General features: G+C 67.7%; 16 protein-coding genes. 11 read left to right on the top strand and 5 right to left on the bottom strand.

Translation table 11 applies throughout. The features are described from left to right. Positions 1-46 precede the first annotated feature (46 nt). Together cphA (AB7F11_RS17015) and cphA (AB7F11_RS17010) are read right to left on the bottom strand one after the other, a co-directional pair. Positions 47-2,668 (bottom strand): cyanophycin synthetase, encoded by a 2,622-nt coding sequence (gene cphA, locus AB7F11_RS17015; RefSeq protein ID WP_428288882.1) that lies wholly within the window; start codon positions 2,666-2,668, stop codon positions 47-49. A gap of 35 nt (positions 2,669-2,703) precedes the next feature. Then, entirely contained in the window at positions 2,704-4,929 is a 2,226-nt protein-coding gene (gene cphA, locus AB7F11_RS17010) for a cyanophycin synthetase (RefSeq protein ID WP_428288881.1), read from the bottom strand. Positions 4,930-5,093: 164 nt separating this feature from the next. Here cphA (AB7F11_RS17010) and AB7F11_RS17005 point away from each other — a divergent pair, with 164 nt between their 5' ends. Together AB7F11_RS17005 and AB7F11_RS17000 are read left to right on the top strand one after the other, a co-directional pair. Further along, positions 5,094-7,373 (top strand): ABC transporter transmembrane domain-containing protein, encoded by a 2,280-nt coding sequence (locus AB7F11_RS17005; protein WP_428288880.1) that lies wholly within the window; start codon positions 5,094-5,096, stop codon positions 7,371-7,373. Further along, positions 7,370-7,852 carry a DUF1854 domain-containing protein gene (locus AB7F11_RS17000; RefSeq protein ID WP_428288879.1) on the top strand — a complete coding sequence of 161 codons (483 nt, stop codon included), beginning with the start codon at positions 7,370-7,372 and terminating at the stop codon, positions 7,850-7,852. Before AB7F11_RS17005 ends, AB7F11_RS17000 begins: the two co-directional genes overlap by 4 nt. Before the next feature lie 10 nt (positions 7,853-7,862). Here AB7F11_RS17000 and AB7F11_RS16995 read toward each other — a convergent pair whose 3' ends face one another. After that, positions 7,863-8,246 (bottom strand): hypothetical protein, encoded by a 384-nt coding sequence (locus tag AB7F11_RS16995; RefSeq protein ID WP_428288878.1) that lies wholly within the window; start codon positions 8,244-8,246, stop codon positions 7,863-7,865. A gap of 83 nt (positions 8,247-8,329) precedes the next feature. On the opposite strand from AB7F11_RS16995, the gene AB7F11_RS16990 reads away from it, so the two are divergent. The 7 genes from AB7F11_RS16990 to AB7F11_RS16960 all read left to right on the top strand — a co-directional run bounded on the left by AB7F11_RS16990 (position 8,330) and on the right by AB7F11_RS16960 (position 14,459). Beyond that, the gene (locus tag AB7F11_RS16990) at positions 8,330-8,992 is read left to right on the top strand and encodes a response regulator transcription factor (RefSeq protein WP_428288877.1); all 663 of its coding nucleotides are present in this window, start codon (positions 8,330-8,332) and stop codon (positions 8,990-8,992) included. Then, a complete protein-coding gene (locus AB7F11_RS16985) occupies positions 8,989-10,332 on the top strand; it encodes an ATP-binding protein (RefSeq protein WP_428288876.1) in 1,344 nt (447 codons plus the stop codon). Before AB7F11_RS16990 ends, AB7F11_RS16985 begins: the two co-directional genes overlap by 4 nt. Before the next feature lie 99 nt (positions 10,333-10,431). Then, a complete protein-coding gene (locus tag AB7F11_RS16980; protein ID WP_428288875.1) occupies positions 10,432-11,364 on the top strand; it encodes a LysR family transcriptional regulator in 933 nt (310 codons plus the stop codon). Positions 11,365-11,467: 103 nt separating this feature from the next. Then, the gene (locus tag AB7F11_RS16975) at positions 11,468-12,256 is read left to right on the top strand and encodes a hypothetical protein (protein ID WP_428288874.1); all 789 of its coding nucleotides are present in this window, start codon (positions 11,468-11,470) and stop codon (positions 12,254-12,256) included. A gap of 61 nt (positions 12,257-12,317) precedes the next feature. After that, a complete protein-coding gene (locus AB7F11_RS16970; RefSeq protein ID WP_428288873.1) occupies positions 12,318-12,884 on the top strand; it encodes an RNA polymerase sigma factor in 567 nt (188 codons plus the stop codon). Further along, a complete protein-coding gene (locus AB7F11_RS16965; RefSeq protein WP_428288872.1) occupies positions 12,881-13,651 on the top strand; it encodes an ankyrin repeat domain-containing protein in 771 nt (256 codons plus the stop codon). Before AB7F11_RS16970 ends, AB7F11_RS16965 begins: the two co-directional genes overlap by 4 nt. Before the next feature lie 22 nt (positions 13,652-13,673). Beyond that, positions 13,674-14,459 carry an SDR family NAD(P)-dependent oxidoreductase gene (locus tag AB7F11_RS16960; protein WP_428288871.1) on the top strand — a complete coding sequence of 262 codons (786 nt, stop codon included), beginning with the start codon at positions 13,674-13,676 and terminating at the stop codon, positions 14,457-14,459. 249 nt (positions 14,460-14,708) lie between these two features. Here AB7F11_RS16960 and AB7F11_RS16955 read toward each other — a convergent pair whose 3' ends face one another. Both AB7F11_RS16955 and AB7F11_RS16950 read right to left on the bottom strand, forming a co-directional pair. Further along, a complete protein-coding gene (locus AB7F11_RS16955; protein WP_428288870.1) occupies positions 14,709-15,944 on the bottom strand; it encodes an MFS transporter in 1,236 nt (411 codons plus the stop codon). Next, positions 15,934-16,398 carry a MarR family winged helix-turn-helix transcriptional regulator gene (locus AB7F11_RS16950; RefSeq protein ID WP_428288869.1) on the bottom strand — a complete coding sequence of 155 codons (465 nt, stop codon included), beginning with the start codon at positions 16,396-16,398 and terminating at the stop codon, positions 15,934-15,936. Before AB7F11_RS16950 ends, AB7F11_RS16955 begins: the two co-directional genes overlap by 11 nt. 49 nt (positions 16,399-16,447) lie before the next feature. On the opposite strand from AB7F11_RS16950, the gene AB7F11_RS16945 reads away from it, so the two are divergent. Continuing rightward, on the top strand, positions 16,448-16,990 hold the full coding sequence (locus tag AB7F11_RS16945; RefSeq protein ID WP_428288868.1) for a PaaI family thioesterase: 543 nt from the start codon (positions 16,448-16,450) through the stop codon (positions 16,988-16,990). Positions 16,991-16,995: 5 nt separating this feature from the next. Further along, positions 16,996-17,361: lactoylglutathione lyase (gene gloA / locus AB7F11_RS16940; protein WP_428299940.1), on the top strand; the 366-nt coding region annotated here is incomplete at its 3' end.

Genomic DNA, 17,361 nt, shown 5'->3' with positions numbered 1-17,361 from the left:
ACCATCCGGGCGCTGCGAATGGCAACGCTCAACGAGCCGGATGCGGTCAGGTCGCTGCCGAGTGCGGCACAGAGCCCACGCCTGCGGTCTGCGCCTCGCCCTCGCGCACACGCTGGTCCAGGTGGGCCAGCGCCTCTTCGACCTGATCCACCAGAATCAGGCAGAGATCGCCAGGTTGCAAGCGATCCAGGGCCGTGTCGATGGCAATGAATTCGCCACGGATCTCCAGCACATCGCGGGTGCGGCTGGCGCCTTCGAGGCCCTGGCGCAGCAAGGCGAGCACTTCGCCATCCTCCCGCCCGCGCTGGCAGGCGTCCTGAAACAACAGCACCTCGTCGAAGGCGGTGCCCAGGATGGCAGTCTGCTCGCGGATGTCTTCGTCGCGTCGGTCTCCCGCACCGCTGATGACCACACTGCGCCGGCGCGCGGGCATGGCCGCGACCGCCTCGACCAGCGCGCGCATGGCGTCCGGGTTGTGCCCGTAGTCGGCGATCACCGTGGCGCCCCGGTAGTCCATGACGTTGAAGCGGCCCGGCGCGTTGTCGGCGTCGTTGGAGAAGGTGGCCAGGCCACGCGCGATGGTGTCCCAGTCCAGGCCCGCGCACCACGCAGCGCCGATGGCCGCCATGACGTTGTCTTTCTGAAAGCCAATCGTGCCCCCGCGCGTGATCGGTACGCCCTGCAGGGGAATCTGCACCCGCCAGCTGCCTTCGGTGACGAGGATGCGATCACCTTCCACGCAGATGGTGCGGCGCCCTTGCACGCGGTGCGCGGCGAGCACGGGGTGATCGTGGTCCTGCGCGAAGAACACCACGCCGCCAGTGCACTTGGCGGCCATGGCCGCGACGATGGGATCGGCCGCGTTGAGCACCGCATAACCCGTGGGCGCGACGTTCATCACGATGACGCGCTTGAGCACCGCCAGGTCCTCGACCGTGGTGATGTAGTTCAGCCCCAGGTGGTCGCCCGATCCCACATTGGTCACCACCGCCACGCTGCACTGATCGAACCCCAGTCCCTCCCGGAGCATGCCGCCTCGCGCGGTCTCCAGCACCGCGGCGTCCACGTCCGGGTGCAGCAGGACGTTGCGCGCACTCTTGGGGCCAGAGCAGTCGCCGCTGTCGATCTGGCGACCATCGACGTACACGCCGTCGGTGTTGGTCATGCCCACCCGCTTGCCACTGGTCGCCATGAGGTGCGCAATCAGCCGCGTGGTGGTGGTCTTGCCGTTGGTGCCGGTCACGGCAATCAAAGGGATGCGCCCATCGTCACCGGCTTCGAACATGTGCGACACCACCGCCTCGCCCACGGGACGGCCTTTGCCGTACGAGGGCGAAAGGTGCATGCGCAGGCCAGGCGCGGCATTGACCTCGACCACGCCACCGCTCTGCTTCTCCAGCGGCACGTGCACACTTTCGCAAACCACGTCAACACCACAGATGTCCAGTCCCACGGTCTGGGCAGCGGCCACGCAGCGGGCGGCCACGTCGGGGTGCAGGTCGTCGGTCACATCGGTGGCGGTGCCGCCGGTGCTCAGGTTGGCATTGTTGCGCAGCACGACGCGCCGACCCATCTCGGGCACCGAATCGGGTGTGAGGCCCTGGACGCCCAGGCGCGCCAGCGCGATCTCGTCGAAGCGGATCTTGGTGAGCGAAGTGGCGTGGCCATCACCGCGCCTGGGGTCGGCATTGACGATATCGACCAGCTCGCGCACGGTGTGCTCGCCGTCACCGATCACATGCGGCGGATCACGGCGAGAGGCGGCGACCACGCGATCGCCCACGACCAGCATGCGAAAGTCGCTGCCGGGCAGGTATTTCTCGACCATCACTTCGCCAAAATCGGCCGCGGCGCGGAAGGCGATTTCCAGGTGATCGCGCGAGACGATGTTGACCGTGACGCCTTTGCCCTGATTGCCATCCTGCGGTTTGACCACCACCGGCAGGCCGATCTCCAGCGCCACCGCCCAGGCGTCGTTCACATCATTCACCGGCCGGCCCTGGGGCACCGGAACGCCGGCGGCCGCCAGCAGTTTCTTGGTCAGGTCCTTGTCCTGCGCGATCGACTCCGACACCGCGCTGGTGCTGTCCACCTCGGCCGCCCAGATGCGCCGCTGGCGCGAACCCCAGCCCAGCTGCACCAGGCTGCCCGAGGTCAGGCGACGGTAGGGAATGTTGCGGGCCACGGCGGCGTCCACGATGCAGCCGGTACTCGGGCCCAGACGGACGTCTTCATCGAGCGCACGCAGACGGTCGATGGCGGCCTGCACATCAAAGCCCTGGGGCTCGCCGGCGCGCACCGCCACCAGCAGTTCGCGCGCAAGATCGAAGGCCAGCCGTCCCACCACCTCCTCGCTGTATTGCGCCACCACCTGGAACACGCCTGCGTCCAGTGTGGCCGCGACACGGCGGAAGGTCACCGGGCAACCGGCCTGCGCCTGCAATGCCAGCGCCACGTCGGCCAGCACGTGTGCCAGCGAGAGGGGTTCTTGTGGATTGCCGGGTTGCAGGGCGCCCACGGCGGGGAAGAGTTCTCGCAGCCGGCGTTCAAAGCCGGGCAGTGCCTGAAGATTCAGTTCGCCCGCCTCGCACGCCACGATGGCCTCGATGCAGGTGTGGCGGCTCCAGAGGTTGGGGCCGCGCAGGGTCCGGATGCGGGAAACGTCCATGAACGGGGGGGTGTGGGTTGGACCGGATCAGCGGTTCAGGGCACCGAGACGGCGGCGGCCGCTTCGGCGTGCTCGGGCGGGGGGGCCGCGCCATAGCCGCAGGACTCCATGCCGGCGGCGATCAACTCGGGCGACACCGCCAACGCCCAGGCGGCGGCGGCCACGGCCAGCAGCGTGTGCAAGCCCAGTTCTTCGACCAGGCGCTGTACCACGGGGGCATCCATCTTCACGCGATGTGCCTTGCGCGTGCCCTCGGCCAGCACCAGCTCGCCACCCGACACCGACACGGTGCGCAGACCGAGGGCGCGGTGCTTTTCCAGCAGCGAGGCTGCGCCGTCGAGTCCGTAGAAAACCACGTCGCCATCGCACAGGCTGGCCATCTGTGCCACGCGCGCGTCGTCGGCGTTGAGCACGGCCACGCCATCGGGCAGCACCACGTCCACCTGCGTGCGCAGCACGCGGTAGAGCTGATCGACATCGCGCACGTCGTAGCGCTCCAGCCCCTGGATGTCGTCGAGGTCGGTGACCACGCCGACAGCACAACGGTCGTAGGCCAGGCCATCCTGCAGGATGGCTGCGGCGCCGTTCTCAAGCACCACGGCGTCCACCTCTCGGTTCATCAGCAGCCGCTGGCCAGCCTCCCAATGGGCGCTGGGTCGGGCATCGACCTTGCGGGTGCCGAGGAAGAGACCGTCGCGGCAGGCCAGGCCCACCTGGTGCCCACTCAGGTGCAGGAGCCAGGCCACCAGGCGAGCGATGGCGCCACCATGCCGCGAACCGGCCACGCCCACAATCGGCACGCGGCCATTGCCGCCCTCGTCAAAAAGGTGGTCCACGATGTCGCGACCCACGGGTCGCGACATGCCGGTGGCGGGCTTGAGGTGCATCAGGAGCCCGGGGCCAGCATTGACCTCCACCACCGCACCACCCTGCTCCTGCAAGGGGCGCGAGATGTCCTGCGCGACCACGTCGACACCCGCCACGTCCAGGCCCACCACGCGAGCGGCCAGCGAAACCGCGTGCGCCACTTCGGGATGCACGTCGTCGCTGCAGTCAATGGCCACATTGCCATTGCGTTGCACCAGCACGCGACGCCCCGCCACCGGCACGGCCTCGCCCGACAGGCCTTGTCGCTCCAGCAGCAACCGCATGACGGGTTCGCGATCCAGGCGGATGGTCTCCAGCGGGAATTCTTCGGCCTCACCCCGTCGCGGGTCGTTGTTGAGCTGCTGGTCGATAAGCTGGGCCACGGTCGAACGACCATCGCCCACCACCGACAGGCTTTCGCCCCGTGCGGCGGCCACCACCCGGCCGCCGACGACCAGCAGGCGATGTTCATCGCCGCGCACGTAGCGCTCGACCATGACCTCGCTGCCCTCGGCATCGGCCACGGCGAATGCCTTTTCGACGTCGCCGCGTTCGGACAGGTCCAGGCTCACACCGCGACCGTGGTTGGCGTCCGACGGCTTCACGACCACCGGCAGGCCGATGTCCTGCGCAGCCTCCCAGGCGGCTTGAGGACTGTCCACCACCTGGCCTTCGGGCACCGGCACGCCGCAGGCGGCGAGCAGGCTTTTGGTGAGGTCCTTGTCGTGCGCGATGTTGCCGGCGATCGCGCTGGTGCGATCGGTCTCGGCGGTCCAGATGCGGCGCTGGCGCCTTCCGTGGCCGAGCTGCACCAGGTTGCCGTCGTTCAGGCGCAAATGGGGGATGCCGCGATCGGTGGCGGCGGCCACGATGGCAGCGGTACTGGGGCCCAGGTAACTGCGGTCGATCTGTTCGACGATGCGCGTCACGGCGCCAGACACATCGAAGCGGGCCGCGCCTTCGCGCTGGTGGATGGCGGCGAGCAACAAGGCATGCGCCTCGGCCAGCGCCGCACGCGCCACCGCCTCGTCGCGCGCCCGGAACACCATGCGGTAAACGCCGCGCCGGGTGGTCTCGCGCGTCTGGCCAAAGCCGGTGGGCATGCCCGCCAGGTTGAGCAGTTCGATGACGACATGTTCGAGGATGTGCCCCGCCCAGGTGCCTTCCCGCAATCGCTCGATGAAGCCGCCGCGCTCGCCCACGCCGCAGTGGTGCTCTTCCAGCGCAGGGAGCCATTCGAGCAGGCGATCGGTGAGACCGGGCAGCTTGTTGGACGGCAGGTCCTCCAGGTCGCCGAGGTCGAGCCAGACCTCGAGCACCGAGCGGTACGTCCAGATGTTGGGGCCGCGCAGGTAATTGACGCGCAGCAGCTTGATGTCGTGTCGAGAGCTCATGTCTCCAGCGGGACTCGTTTTTCTGGTCAACGGGTGTTGCATCGGCCTGGGTGCAGGGAAGTTCGATGCTTCAGCAATCGTGAACCCGACATCGGTGAAAATGCCATGTTCCCAAGTGGGAGCATGCCCGTTCTCGCGGTCGACGCCACGCAGCCATCTTCACCATGCTTTCACAAAATCCAGCTGAATCCTCAGCTCGAGGAGCCGATCCAGCGCGAAACACCCAGCGGAACGCGTTGACCCGGCTGGGGGGCGATGATAGCGCCGTCGCCACCTTGGCGCTGGACTTGGACGACCATTTACATTTCCGTACGCGCACCCTGTTGTTAAGCCGCCAACGCCTGTCGCTCGAAGACGAGGCCTGGTCACTGACTCCGGACATGGAACTGCGGCTTGGAGACCATGCCGGGGTCGGCACACTGGAATTGATGAACGCACAGGGTCGCCTCGCGGTCTGGCGTTTCACCCTGGCCGCACAACCCCGGGCGGCGCGCCTGGTGGCGCAGTTCCAGCGCATCGTCGCGCAGCTCGACACCGCCAACAACCTGGCGCTCGACGAGCCCGCCCGCACCTGTCCCCAGTGCCAGGCCACCCTGCCTCCGGACAGCGATGAATGCCCCGACTGCGCGCAGGACACCCCTCAGGCCCCGCCGTCGACATGGGTATTGCTGCGCCTGTGGCGCTTCGCCCGTCCCTACCGCTGGACCCTGTTCACGGGTTTTGCGCTGACGCTGGCGTCCACCGCCGCCACGCTGGTGCCACCCTACCTCACCATCCCGTTGATGGACCGGGTATTGATCCCGTTCCAGAACGGACAGGACATCGACTCTGGCCTGGTGCTGCTGCTGCTTGCGGGCCTGCTGGGTTCTGCCCTGCTGGCCTGGGGTCTGGGCTGGGCGCGCACGTGGCTGCTGGCCGTGGTGTCCGAGCGCATCAGCTCGGACCTGCGCACCACCACGTTCGACCACCTGCTCGAACTCTCGCTGGACTACTTTGGCAGCAAGCGCACCGGTGACCTGATGGCGCGCATCGGCAGCGAGACCGACCGCATCAGCGTGTTCCTGTCGTTGCACGCGCTCGACTTCGTCACCGACGTGCTGATGATCAGCATGACGGCCGTGATCCTGTTTTCCATCAACCCCTGGCTGGCGCTGGTGACACTGCTGCCGCTGCCCTTCATCGGCTGGATGATCCACCTCGTGCGGGATCGCCTGCGCACCGGCTTCGAGAAGATCGACCGCGTGTGGGGCGAAGTGACCAATGTGCTGGCCGACACCATTCCTGGCATCCGGGTGGTGAAGGCGTTCGCCCAGGAAGCCCGCGAGGCACGCCGCTTCAAGCGCGCCAACGAGCACAACCTGGCCGTGAACGACCGGATCAACAAGACCTGGTCGCTGTTCACGCCGACGGTCACGCTGCTCACCGAGATCGGGCTGCTGGTCGTGTGGGCGTTCGGCATCTGGCTGGTCAGCCAGAGCCAGATCACGGTGGGGGTTCTCACCGCGTTCATCGCCTACATCGGGCGCTTCTACGGGCGGCTCGACTCCATGAGCCGCATCGTCTCGGTGACGCAGAAGGCAGCCTCGGGCGCCAAGCGCATCTTCGACATCCTCGACCACGTCTCCAACGTGCCCGACCCTGCCCAGCCCGTGCCGCTGCCCAGGGTGCAGGGCGGCCTGGAGATGGAGGACGTGAGCTTTCGCTACGGCAGCCGCACGGTGATTCGCAACCTCAGCCTGGAGATCCATCCGGGCGAGATGATCGGGCTGGTCGGCCACAGCGGTTCGGGCAAGAGCACGCTGGTCAACCTGCTGTGCCGCTTCTACGACGTGAGCGAGGGCACCATCCGCATCGACGGCGTGGACATCCGCCGCGTCGCCGTGGCCGAGTTTCGTCGCCACATCGGCCTGGTGCTCCAGGAGCCCTTTCTCTTCTTCGGCACCATTGCCGAGAACATCGCCTACGGCCGACCCGGCGCCACGCGGACCGAGATCGTCGCCGCAGCGCGCGCAGCGCATGCGCACGAGTTCATCCTGCGCCTGCCACAAGGCTACGACTCGCTGGTGGGCGAGCGCGGCCAGGGTCTGTCGGGCGGCGAACGCCAGCGCATCAGCATTGCGCGCGCGCTCCTGATCGACCCGCGCATCCTGATCCTGGACGAAGCCACCTCCTCGGTCGACACCGAGACCGAGAAAGAAATCCAGAAAGCGCTGGACAACCTCGTACAGGGCCGCACCACCATTGCCATTGCGCACCGCCTCTCCACGCTGCGCAAGGCCGACCGCCTGGTGGTGATGGACCGGGGCCAGGTCGTCGAAGTCGGCCCACACGATGAGCTCATGGCCCTGCGTGGCCACTACTGGCGTCTCTACGAGGCGCAGGCACGCAAGGAGCAGGAAGCCGCCGCCCTGCTCGACGCGGACATGCCGGAGGGCGCGCCATGAACGGGTTCACCACCGCGCCTTCCTGGCGCCTGCTGCGCAATCCATTCGGCCGACTGGTCCTCACAGAGGCTGGCGGCTTGGACCACGTCGGTGTGGTGCCGGTGCGCGCCTTCCCCATCGGAGCGCCCGACGAGGGTCTGTCGCTGCTGGGAAGTGACGGCCATGAACTGGTCTGGGTGGACCGCCTCTCGACCCTGCCGCCCGACACGCGAAGCCTGATCGAGGAAGAACTGGCGCAGCGCGAATTCACGCCCGTGATCCAGCGCATCGACTCGGTGTCCACCTTCTCCTCGCCCAGCACCTGGGAGGTCACGACCGACCGGGGAGCGACCCGCTTCGTGCTGCGCAGCGAGGACGATATCCGCCGGCTCGAAGGCCAGGCCCTGCTGATCCAGGCGAACCACGGCGTGAGCTTCGCGGTGCGCGACCGGCTTGCACTGGATGCGCATTCCCGGCGGTTGCTCGACCGGTTTCTCTGACGGGCCCTCTTCAGCCGCGAACGAACAAGGTCACGAGCGGTTCGTCGCCCACCTGCCGGCTGCGATGACCGTGCAGTTCGGGGTCGAAGGCCGCACCCTCGGGCAGCGTGTCGGCCGAGTAAAAGTGCTGGCCCGGCCCAAAGGCGCGCCAACTGCCGTCCTGCAGGCCAATCTCCATGCAGCCTTGCAGCACGAACAGCCATTGCGGTGCGCCGGTGCAATGAAACTCGCTGCGAAAACCCACGGGGCTCTGGCGCAACTGGCAGCCGCTGGCGGGCAGCATGGCCGAGAGACGGGCGGCGGGCGAACCTTCGTCCAGGGCGATGCCAGCGTCGCGAAAACGTGCGCGACCATCGGTATCGGTGTACAGAATCACTTGCGTAAATGTGGTCAAGGGCAGTCTCCGGAGTGGGTCAGAAGTTGTACCAGACTCATGAACTCTCTTCTCGCGCCGGATTTCGCCGACACTCACCACCCATGAAGGTACTGCTTGCCGAAGACGACAGCATGCTCGGCGCCAGCATGGAACGAGGGCTGCGCATGGCCGGCTTTGCCGTGGAGTGGGTGCACGATGGTCTGCAGGCGCAGGTGGCGCTGCAAGGGCAGGCCTACGACCTGCTGCTGCTCGACATCGGCCTGCCCGGCCAGGACGGGTTGCAACTGCTGCACTGGCTTCGCGCAGAACACCTGCCCGTTCCCGTGCTGGTGGTGTCGGCGCGTGATGCGGTGGGCGATAGGGTGGCTGGCCTGAACCTGGGCGCCGACGACTACCTCTCCAAGCCATTCGACCTCGACGAACTGATCGCGCGCATGCACGCGGTGGCGCGCCGCGTCAGTGGCCGCGCGCCATCCGAAATGCAGCTGGGTCGGCTGGTGATGCGGCCATTGCGGCGCGAAGCCCTGCTCGACAACCAGTTGGTGAACCTGTCCACGCGGGAATACGACCTGTTGCTCGCCCTCATGGAGCGACCAGGCAATGTGCTGTCCCGCGAACAACTGGAGACCCAGCTCTATGGCTGGCAGGACGAAGTCTCCAGCAACGCGGTGGAAGTGCATGTGCACCACCTGCGCCGCAAGCTGGGCAGCGCCTGGATCAAGAACGTGCGCGGGGTGGGCTACAAGCTGGTCGAAGCGCAATGAACTCGATCCGCCAGCGCCTGCTGTTCTGGCAGATAGGCGCGCTGATCATCACCTGCATTCTGGTCAGCGTGCTGACCTACCAGCTGGCCTGGCAAGCGTTCAACCGCGAGCGCGATTTCGCCATGGAGCAGATTGCCCACTCGGTGGTGCGACATGGCGTACGGCCCCGGTCCTGGCCGGCGACTCCGCCCCCAGCGCCCGAAGCGGCCAGCGACCTGGGGCGCTTCATCAGCCAGATCTGGTCCCCCCAGGGCGAGATTCTCTACAGCTCGATCAACCGCATCGGGCCGCCCTTGCAGTTGGCCGGTTTTCACGAAGTGGACTGGTCCGGCGAGTCCTGGCACATCTACACCCTGGTCGATGCGCAACAGATCGTTCAGGTGGCCAAGACCTCCAGCGACCGGACCAGCGGCTTTGCCGAGCTGGTGCCGTGGCTGCTCGTGCCCACCGGTCTGCTCGTGGTGGTGCTTGGCGCCTTGATCCATGCCGCCGTCAGCCGCGTGCTGGTGCCACTGGACTCGCTGGGGCGCGACATCCAGCGGCGCGACGAAAAGGACCTCCATCCTGTGCCCACGCAAAACCTCCCGGAGGAACTGACGCCGCTGGCGCAGGCACTGAACCAGTTGCTGGGTCGGGTGGGTGGCCTGCTCACGCGCCAGCGCCAGGTGCTGGCCGACGCCGCCCACGAACTCAACACGCCACTGGCAGCGGTCAAGCTCCAGGCCCAGCTCGCCCGCCGCTCGGACGACGTGCACCGCAAAGCCGCGCTGGACGAACTCGACAAGGGCATTGAACGCAGCACGCACCTCGTGGCCCAACTGCTGCAGATGGCCAGGCTGGAGCCCGATGTGCACCAGAGGCATCCCAGGCCTGTGCGTTGCGATCAGTTGGCGGCGGAGGTGGTCGGCGCGTTTTCCGCGCGCGCCGAAGCATGCGGCATCGACCTGGGCCTGGAAACCAGCGACGCGGCGACCGTGTGCATGGACCCGGAAGACTTTCGCGTGCTGCTCAACAACCTGGTGGACAACGCACTGCGCCACACGCCATTGGGCAGCCGGGTTGACATCCGCGTGCGGCAGACCGGCTCAACGGTCACGCTCACCGTCAGCGACAACGGCCCGGGCATCGCCCCGGCAGAACGCTTCCGCGCACTTCAACGGTTCGTTCGACTCAACCCCCAGGACACCACGGGCAGCGGCCTCGGGCTGGCGATCGTGGCGCAGATCGCTGAACACTATCAGGGCAGCATCGCCCTGGCAGACAGTCCGGATGGCGGGCTGGCGGTGATGGTGCACCTGCCCGCACATCCGGGCCATGCCGGCGCCACCGTTCGGTCTTAGCATTTCGATTGCCATTCCTGGCGTCATGCAACCCTGTCGCCCGTACTGTGTTTCGGTTTCAGCAACAATGAGGCCGCCCGAAACCTCCCGAGAAACCCCATGGACCGCCTTGCCTCGATGCGCGCCTTTCAGAAAGTGGTCGACGAGGGCGGCTTTGCAGCCGCCGCCCGCGCACTGGACATGTCGCCCGCCGTGGTCACGCGCCTCGTGGCCGACCTGGAGGAGCACCTGGGCACGCGCCTGCTTCACCGCACCACGCGGCGAGTTTCGCTCACTGAAGCGGGCGACGCTTACCTGGAGCGCGTGCGCGTCATCCTGCAGGAGCTCGACGAGGCGCATGCGCTGGTGAGCTCGCACACCAGCGAGCTGGCCGGCGTGTTGCACCTGCTGGCGCCGCCGGTGCTGGCCACGCACGTGCTGGCACCGCTGGTCAGCGGCTTTCGGCAGGCCTACCCCAAGATCCTGCTCGACATCGCGGTGGAATCGCACCGCGAGCCCCCCATCGAAGACTACGACATCACGCTCATGGGTGCCAGCGACAGTTTTGACGCCAATGTGATCGCTCGCAAAGTGATTTCCACCGAAGCCATCCTGCTGGCCTCTCCCGGCTACCTGAAGCGAAAGGGCATGCCGCAGTCGCCTGAAGAACTCAGCCAGCACGACTGCCTGCGGCTCAAGCCCACCACGGGGCGCAGCCGCACCTGGCGCCTGCTGCACGCGCTGGACGTGGACCGGCATGTGGACATCGACGTGCAGCCCGTGCTGTGGGCCAACCACAACGACACGCTCATGCACGCGGCGCTCGACGGTGCGGGCATCACCGCGACCACGGTGGAGCTGGCCGCCCCCCTGCTGCAGAACGGCGATCTGGTGCGCGTGCTCAACCCCTGGATCACGGGTCGTCTCACGATGTACGCCGCGCTGCCCAGCCGCAAGTTCATGCCACGGCGCACGCAGGTGTTTCTGGACTACCTCACCGAGCAGACGCGCATGCGCGTGGGCAGCGCTCTGGCCACTTGCGAAAGCTGCTGAACACGGCAGCGCACAGGCCGTTACAACTTCCCGCGGGTCGGTGAACCCCGCGGTAACCTCTGGTTCGTTTCAACCGGCTCCATCCACTTCCTACGGAGCCCGCATGAATCCCCAGCCCGCCATTCGCGCCACCCTTGTCCTGGTGGCCACCCTGGCCTCACTGACCTCCCTGCCCGCCCAGGCTGTGGGCGGTCTGACCGACGTACAGGTCATCGACCGCGACAGCGGCGAAACGCTCACCGTCTACCGCCACCAAGGCGAACACTGGGTGGCGGGCCGACCCGGCGCACGCTACGCCGTCTCGGTGCGCAACGCCACGCCGGGCCGGGTGCTGGGCGTGGTCTCGGTGGATGGCGTCAATGTGATCTCGGGCGAGACCGCCGCCTGGCGGCAGACCGGCTACGTGCTCTCGCCCTGGCAGCAGCACGCCATCACCGGCTGGCGCAAGAGCGACACCGAAGTGGCCGCTTTTCACTTCACCGCGTCCAGCGACTCCTATGCCGAACGCACTGGCCGGCCGGCTCACGTCGGCGTCATCGGCGTGGCAGTGTTCCGCGAGAAACCCTTGCCACCACCGCCACCCGCCATCGCACCCTCACCCCTGACGCGAGAACAGGGGGCCGCGCAGGAAAGCCGTTCGTCCGCGCCGGCGAGCGCCGCCGACATGGCCAGGCCGCGCCTGGGCACCGGCCACGGCGAACGCGAGACCTCGGTGGTGGGACACACCACCTTCGAGCGCCGCAGCCAGCGGCCCGACGAACTCATCCGCATCCGCTACGACAGCCGTGAGAACCTGGTGGCCATGGGCATCATCCCGATGCTGCCCATGCCACCGAGGCCGAATCCATTCCCGGGCGCGGTGCTTCCAGGCTACGCACCCGATCCGGGCTGATGCTCGACCCCCACGCTGCGCCGCTGTTCTCCGGGACGGAGACTCTCCATAATCCAGCGGCATGACCGAGCCCGCCGACGAATCGCTGATGCTGGCCTACGCGGGCGGCGACGTGGACGCTTTCGAAACCCTGTACGACCGCCATGCCCTGCCGGTGTGGCGCTTCGTGCAGCGCAGCGTGCGCGACAGCGCGCTGGCCGACGACCTGGTGCAGGATGTGTGGTTTTCGTTGCTGCGCCACGCACCGCAGTACGAGCCACGCGCGAAGTTCAGAACCTGGCTTTTCACGCTGGCACACCACCGCATGGTGGACCATTGGCGCACGCACAAGCCGCACACCAGCCTGGACGCGTCCACCGAAGAAGGTGCGGCACTGGCCGACACCCTGGCAGCGGATTCGGGCTTCGGCCCGGTGCGGCAACTGCAATCGCGCGAGCAGGCGCAGGCGCTGCTGGACGCCCTGGCCCACCTGCCCGCAGCACAGCGCGAAGCCTTTCTGCTGCAGGCCGAAGGAGGCCTGAGCGTTGCCGAGATTGCAGCGGCCACCAGCGTGACCCACGAAACGGCCAAGAGCCGCCTGCGCTATGCACGCGAGCGCCTGCGCCAAACGCTGGAGACCCTGGCATGACACCCGACGATCCGTTGCTTGAACGCTACCACGAGGCCAACGCGCTGGACCCCGCGAGACCCTCGCCCCGCCTGCGCGAGAACGTGCTGAACCGCGCACGCACCATGGAGAAGACCGCCCCCGGACAGACCCGTCGGGCCGCTGCCAACGACGCGTCCTGGCGCTGGCGCGCGCTCGGTGGCCTGGCGGTGCTCGGACTGGCCACGCTGGTCGTGCTCCAGTTCGATCGCGGTCCTGCCGAAGACCGAGAAGCCGCGCTCGGCCGAGCCCCTGCACCGGTTGCCGCACCGACTCCCAAACCCGCTTCAGAACCGGCAGCCGCCACACCATCCGCCAACACGCCGGCCCGGGAGCGCTCAACCGTCGCCCCCAATCCCGCCGCCCCACCGCGCAGCGAGAGCGCCCCGGCGGCCACGCCACCTCCTGCTCCGGTGCCTGCTCCGGTGCCAGCACCGGCTGCCACCCAGGAACAGGCCGTTCGCGCCGAGGACCTCGCCGAAAGCACCTCGCGTGCGCAGGCGCGGTCGGCAGCACCCGCAGCGCTGGCCCCGGGCTCCGACGTGAACGCGGCCGACGCGCAAGGCCGCACCGCGCTCATGCGCGCCGCGATGCAGGGCGACGCCGCACAGGTGCGGCGGCTGCTGGCTGCCGGCGCCGACCCCCTGCGCCGCGACCGCGATGGCCGCCTTGCCGCGGACCTGGCGCGCGAGGCCGGGCACGACGCCTTGCTGCCTCTCCTGGAAGCGGCCGCGGCACCGCCACGCTGAACCAGCCGCTACCATGCGGCACATGAAAACTCACACGCCCTCCCCCGTGCATTTCGGCCACCAGGGCCGCGTGGTCCTCATCACCGGCGGCGCACAGGGCATCGGTGAAGCCTGCGCCCGCCGCTTCGCGCGCGAAGGCGCGAAGGTGGTGCTGGTGGACCTGGCCGACGAGCGCGGCCAGACACTGGCCACCGAACTGGATGCGCTCTACCTGCACGCCGATGTGGGCCACAAGCCGGAGGTGGACGCCGCCGTGTCGCGAACCCTCGATGCGCACGGCCGCATCGACGTGCTGGTCAACAACGCCGGCATCTTCAAGGCGGCGGATTTCCTGGACGTGACCGAGGCGGACTTCGACGCCGTGCTGCGCGTGAACCTCAAGGGCGCCTTCCTCATGGGGCAGGCGGTGGCCAGAGCCATGGTGAACACCGGTGGCGGCAGCATCGTGAACATGAGCTCGGTCAACGGCGTGCTCACCATCCCCAGCATCGCCAGCTACAACGTCAGCAAGGGCGGCATCAACCAGCTCACGCGCGTGATGGCGCTCGCACTGGCCGACCGGGGCATCCGTGTGAACGCGGTGGCGCCGGGCACCATCGCCACCGAGCTGGCGGCCCAGGCCGTGCTCACCAGCGAGGACGCCAAAAGCCGCATCCTGAGCCGCACGCCCATGAAGCGACTGGGCGAACCCGGCGAGATCGCCGACGTGGTGGCCTGGCTCTCCAGCGATGCCGCCAGCTATGTGACCGGCGAGATCGTCACGGTCGATGGCGGGCGCATGACGCTGAACTACACCGTGCCGGTCTGAAGCGGGGCCCTGGCGCCTGCATGCCGGGCATACGGACTCGAGTTCTGCGCTGTCAACAGAAGATCGACCGGCAGCGTCACTGGTGGACGTGCAGCAGCCATTCATGACGCGAAATCCACGCGATCCACCGAGCCACGGATGCATGCCCTCTCCGCATGCCCCCCCTGTCCGAACCGAAGACCGGTTTCTTCTGGTCAGATGAAGTCGCGTGCCGCGCTCCCGATGGCGGCTGGAAGCCGCGATCAACACTCAGGCCGGCTGCTGCGCCCGCATCACCACTGACTCACGGATCGGCAGGTGGATCAGCGCCGCACCCACCGCGAGCACGATGTCGATGTACCAGACCCAGTCGTAGCTGCCAGTGGCCTCGAACACCTGACCGCCCAGCCAGGCGCCCAGAAAGCCACCGACCTGATGCGACAGCATCACGATGCCAAACAGCATGGCCATGTTGCCGGTGCCAAAGAACTTGGCCACCAGGCCCACGGTGGGTGGCACGGTGGAGAGGAAGGTCAGGCCCATCACCGCGGCGAAGGTCAGCATCACGGCCTCGGTCTTGGGCGCCAGCAGGAAAACGAGAACGGCCAGGGCGCGCGTGGCATATACCAGCGAGAGCAGCGACTTCATGCGCCAGCGCCCCACGGCCCAGCCCATGGCCAGGCTGCCGATGATGTTGAAGAGCCCGATGATGCCCAGCGCCCAGGCGCCCACCGGCGCAGGCAGCCCACAGGCCGCCACCACGCCGGGCAGGTGCGTGGCGAGAAAAGCGACGTGAAAACCGCAGACGAAAAAGCCCGCCGAGAGCAGCAGGTAGCTGGGGTTCTTCAAGGCCTTGCCGATCGCCTCGCGCGCGGGCAAGGCCACGGGTGCCGGGGCGGCGCCAGCCTTGGCGGCCGGGCCGGGGCCGCGAAGCACCCACGCCGCTGGCAGCGCCAGCAGCACGATCAGACCCAGCACCTGCAAGGCGTTGGCCCAGCCCAGACCGAGCGTCAGCGCGGCAGCCACCGGCGCCATGACGAACTGCCCGAACGATCCACCCGCGTTCACGATGCCGGTGGCCATGCCGCGGCGTTCGGCAGGGATCAGGCGGGCGGTGGCGGCCATCAGCACCGAGGGCCCGGCCATGCCCGCACCGCCGGCCGCCAGAACCCCGATGGCGAAGATCAAGCCCCAGGTGGTGGTCATGAACGGCGTGATGAAGGTGCCCAGCGCCACCAGCGCGATGCCCACCAGCAACACGCGCCCGGCGCCCACGCGGTCGGCCACCGCACCCGCAAAGGGCTGCGTGAGACCCCACCAGAGCTGCCCGAAGGCAAACGCCAGGCTGATGCTGCCCACCCCCAGGCCGGTGGCGGTGTTCAGAGGCGAGAGGAAGAAGCCCATGGTCTGGCGCGTGCCCATGGTGAGCGCAAAGGCGCCCGCAGCGGCCAGCAGCACCAGCCACCAGACGGCGGGTGGGTGTGAGGGTGTGTGTTCAGATTTCATGTGAATCTCCCTCATGGAAAGCGGCAAGCCCCCGGTCCAACAACGCGTGCAAGGCCATGACGGTGGTGGGTCCCAGCTTGTCGTTCAAAGACAGTTGGGCGGCTTTCCACCGGCGCTGGGCCTGTCGGCGCATCTCGCGGCCCGCTTCGGTGATGTGCACGAGGCGGCTGCGCGCATCGTGCCCCTCGCCCATCTCGAGCCAGCCCGCCAACACCATGGGCTGCAGGTTGCGCGTGAGCGTGGAGGCACCCATGTCCATGCGCCGAGCCAGCTCGCCAGGCGCCAGCGGCCCGAGGCGGTCGACATGGCTGAGCAGTGAATACTGGGTGATCCTGAGCCCCACCGCCGAGAGGTGCTGGTCATAGTGTTGCGTGACGCGCCGGGTGAGCTGGCGCAACTTGAAGTTGGTGCAGCCCGACGGGGTCGCTGGTGTCACCGGTGTGTCCGAATTCATTCAATGATTGTAGCTACAATCATTGCAACTGCAATCATGAGGAATTCGAATGACCCCCGAAGAGACCCTGAGCCTTTGGAACCGCCAGTACGAGGCAACCACACAACGCCAGAAGGCCGGCGCGGGCGTGGGCCTGGCCAGGCCGGAGGACCTTGCCGGTTTGAATGGCCTGCAGCAGATGCAGGCCATGCTCGACGGCCGGCTGCCCTACGCTCACATCGCTGACACGCTGGACTTCTCGCTGGTGGAGATCGGCGAGGGCCGGGCGGTGTTTCAAGGTACGCCCCAGCTCAAGCACTACAACCCTCTGGGCACGGTGCACGGGGGCTGGTACGCGACCCTGCTCGACTCGGCGGTGGGATGCGCGGTGCACACTGTGATGCCGCAGGGCCGTGCCTACACCACGGCCGAGTTGAGCGTGAACATCGTGCGTGCCGCTTCCCAGAAAAGCGGGCCGCTGCGCGCCATCGGCACGGTGGTGCATGCCGGCCGCCAGCTCGCCACCGCCGAGGGCCGTATCGTCGGAGCCGACGGCAAACTCTACGCGCATGCCACGACAACCTGCCTGGTCTTCGAGATGCCCGCAAAATAGCGCCCATGCGAATCCTTCACACCATGCTGCGCGTGGGCAACCTGCAGCGCTCGATCGACTTCTACACCCAGGTGCTCGGCATGCAGGTGCTGCGCACCTCCGAAAACCCGGAGTACAAGTACTCCCTGGCCTTCGTGGGCTATGAGGGCAATCCAGCGCAGGCAGAGATTGAACTCACCTACAACTGGGGCACCGACAGCTACGACATCGGCACAGCCTACGGCCACATCGCCCTGGGCGTGCCCGATGCCTACGCGGCCTGCGCGAAGATCAAGGCGGCCGGTGGCAACGTGACCCGCGAGGCTGGCCCGGTCAAGGGCGGCACCACCGTCATTGCGTTCGTGACCGACCCCGATGGCTACAAGATCGAA

This window comes from Hydrogenophaga sp. (assembly GCF_050250835.1).
Lineage (GTDB): Bacteria > Pseudomonadota > Gammaproteobacteria > Burkholderiales > Burkholderiaceae_C > Hydrogenophaga.
The sequence above is the reverse complement of the archived record's forward strand: the minus strand, read 5'-3'. Positions and strand labels throughout refer to the sequence as shown.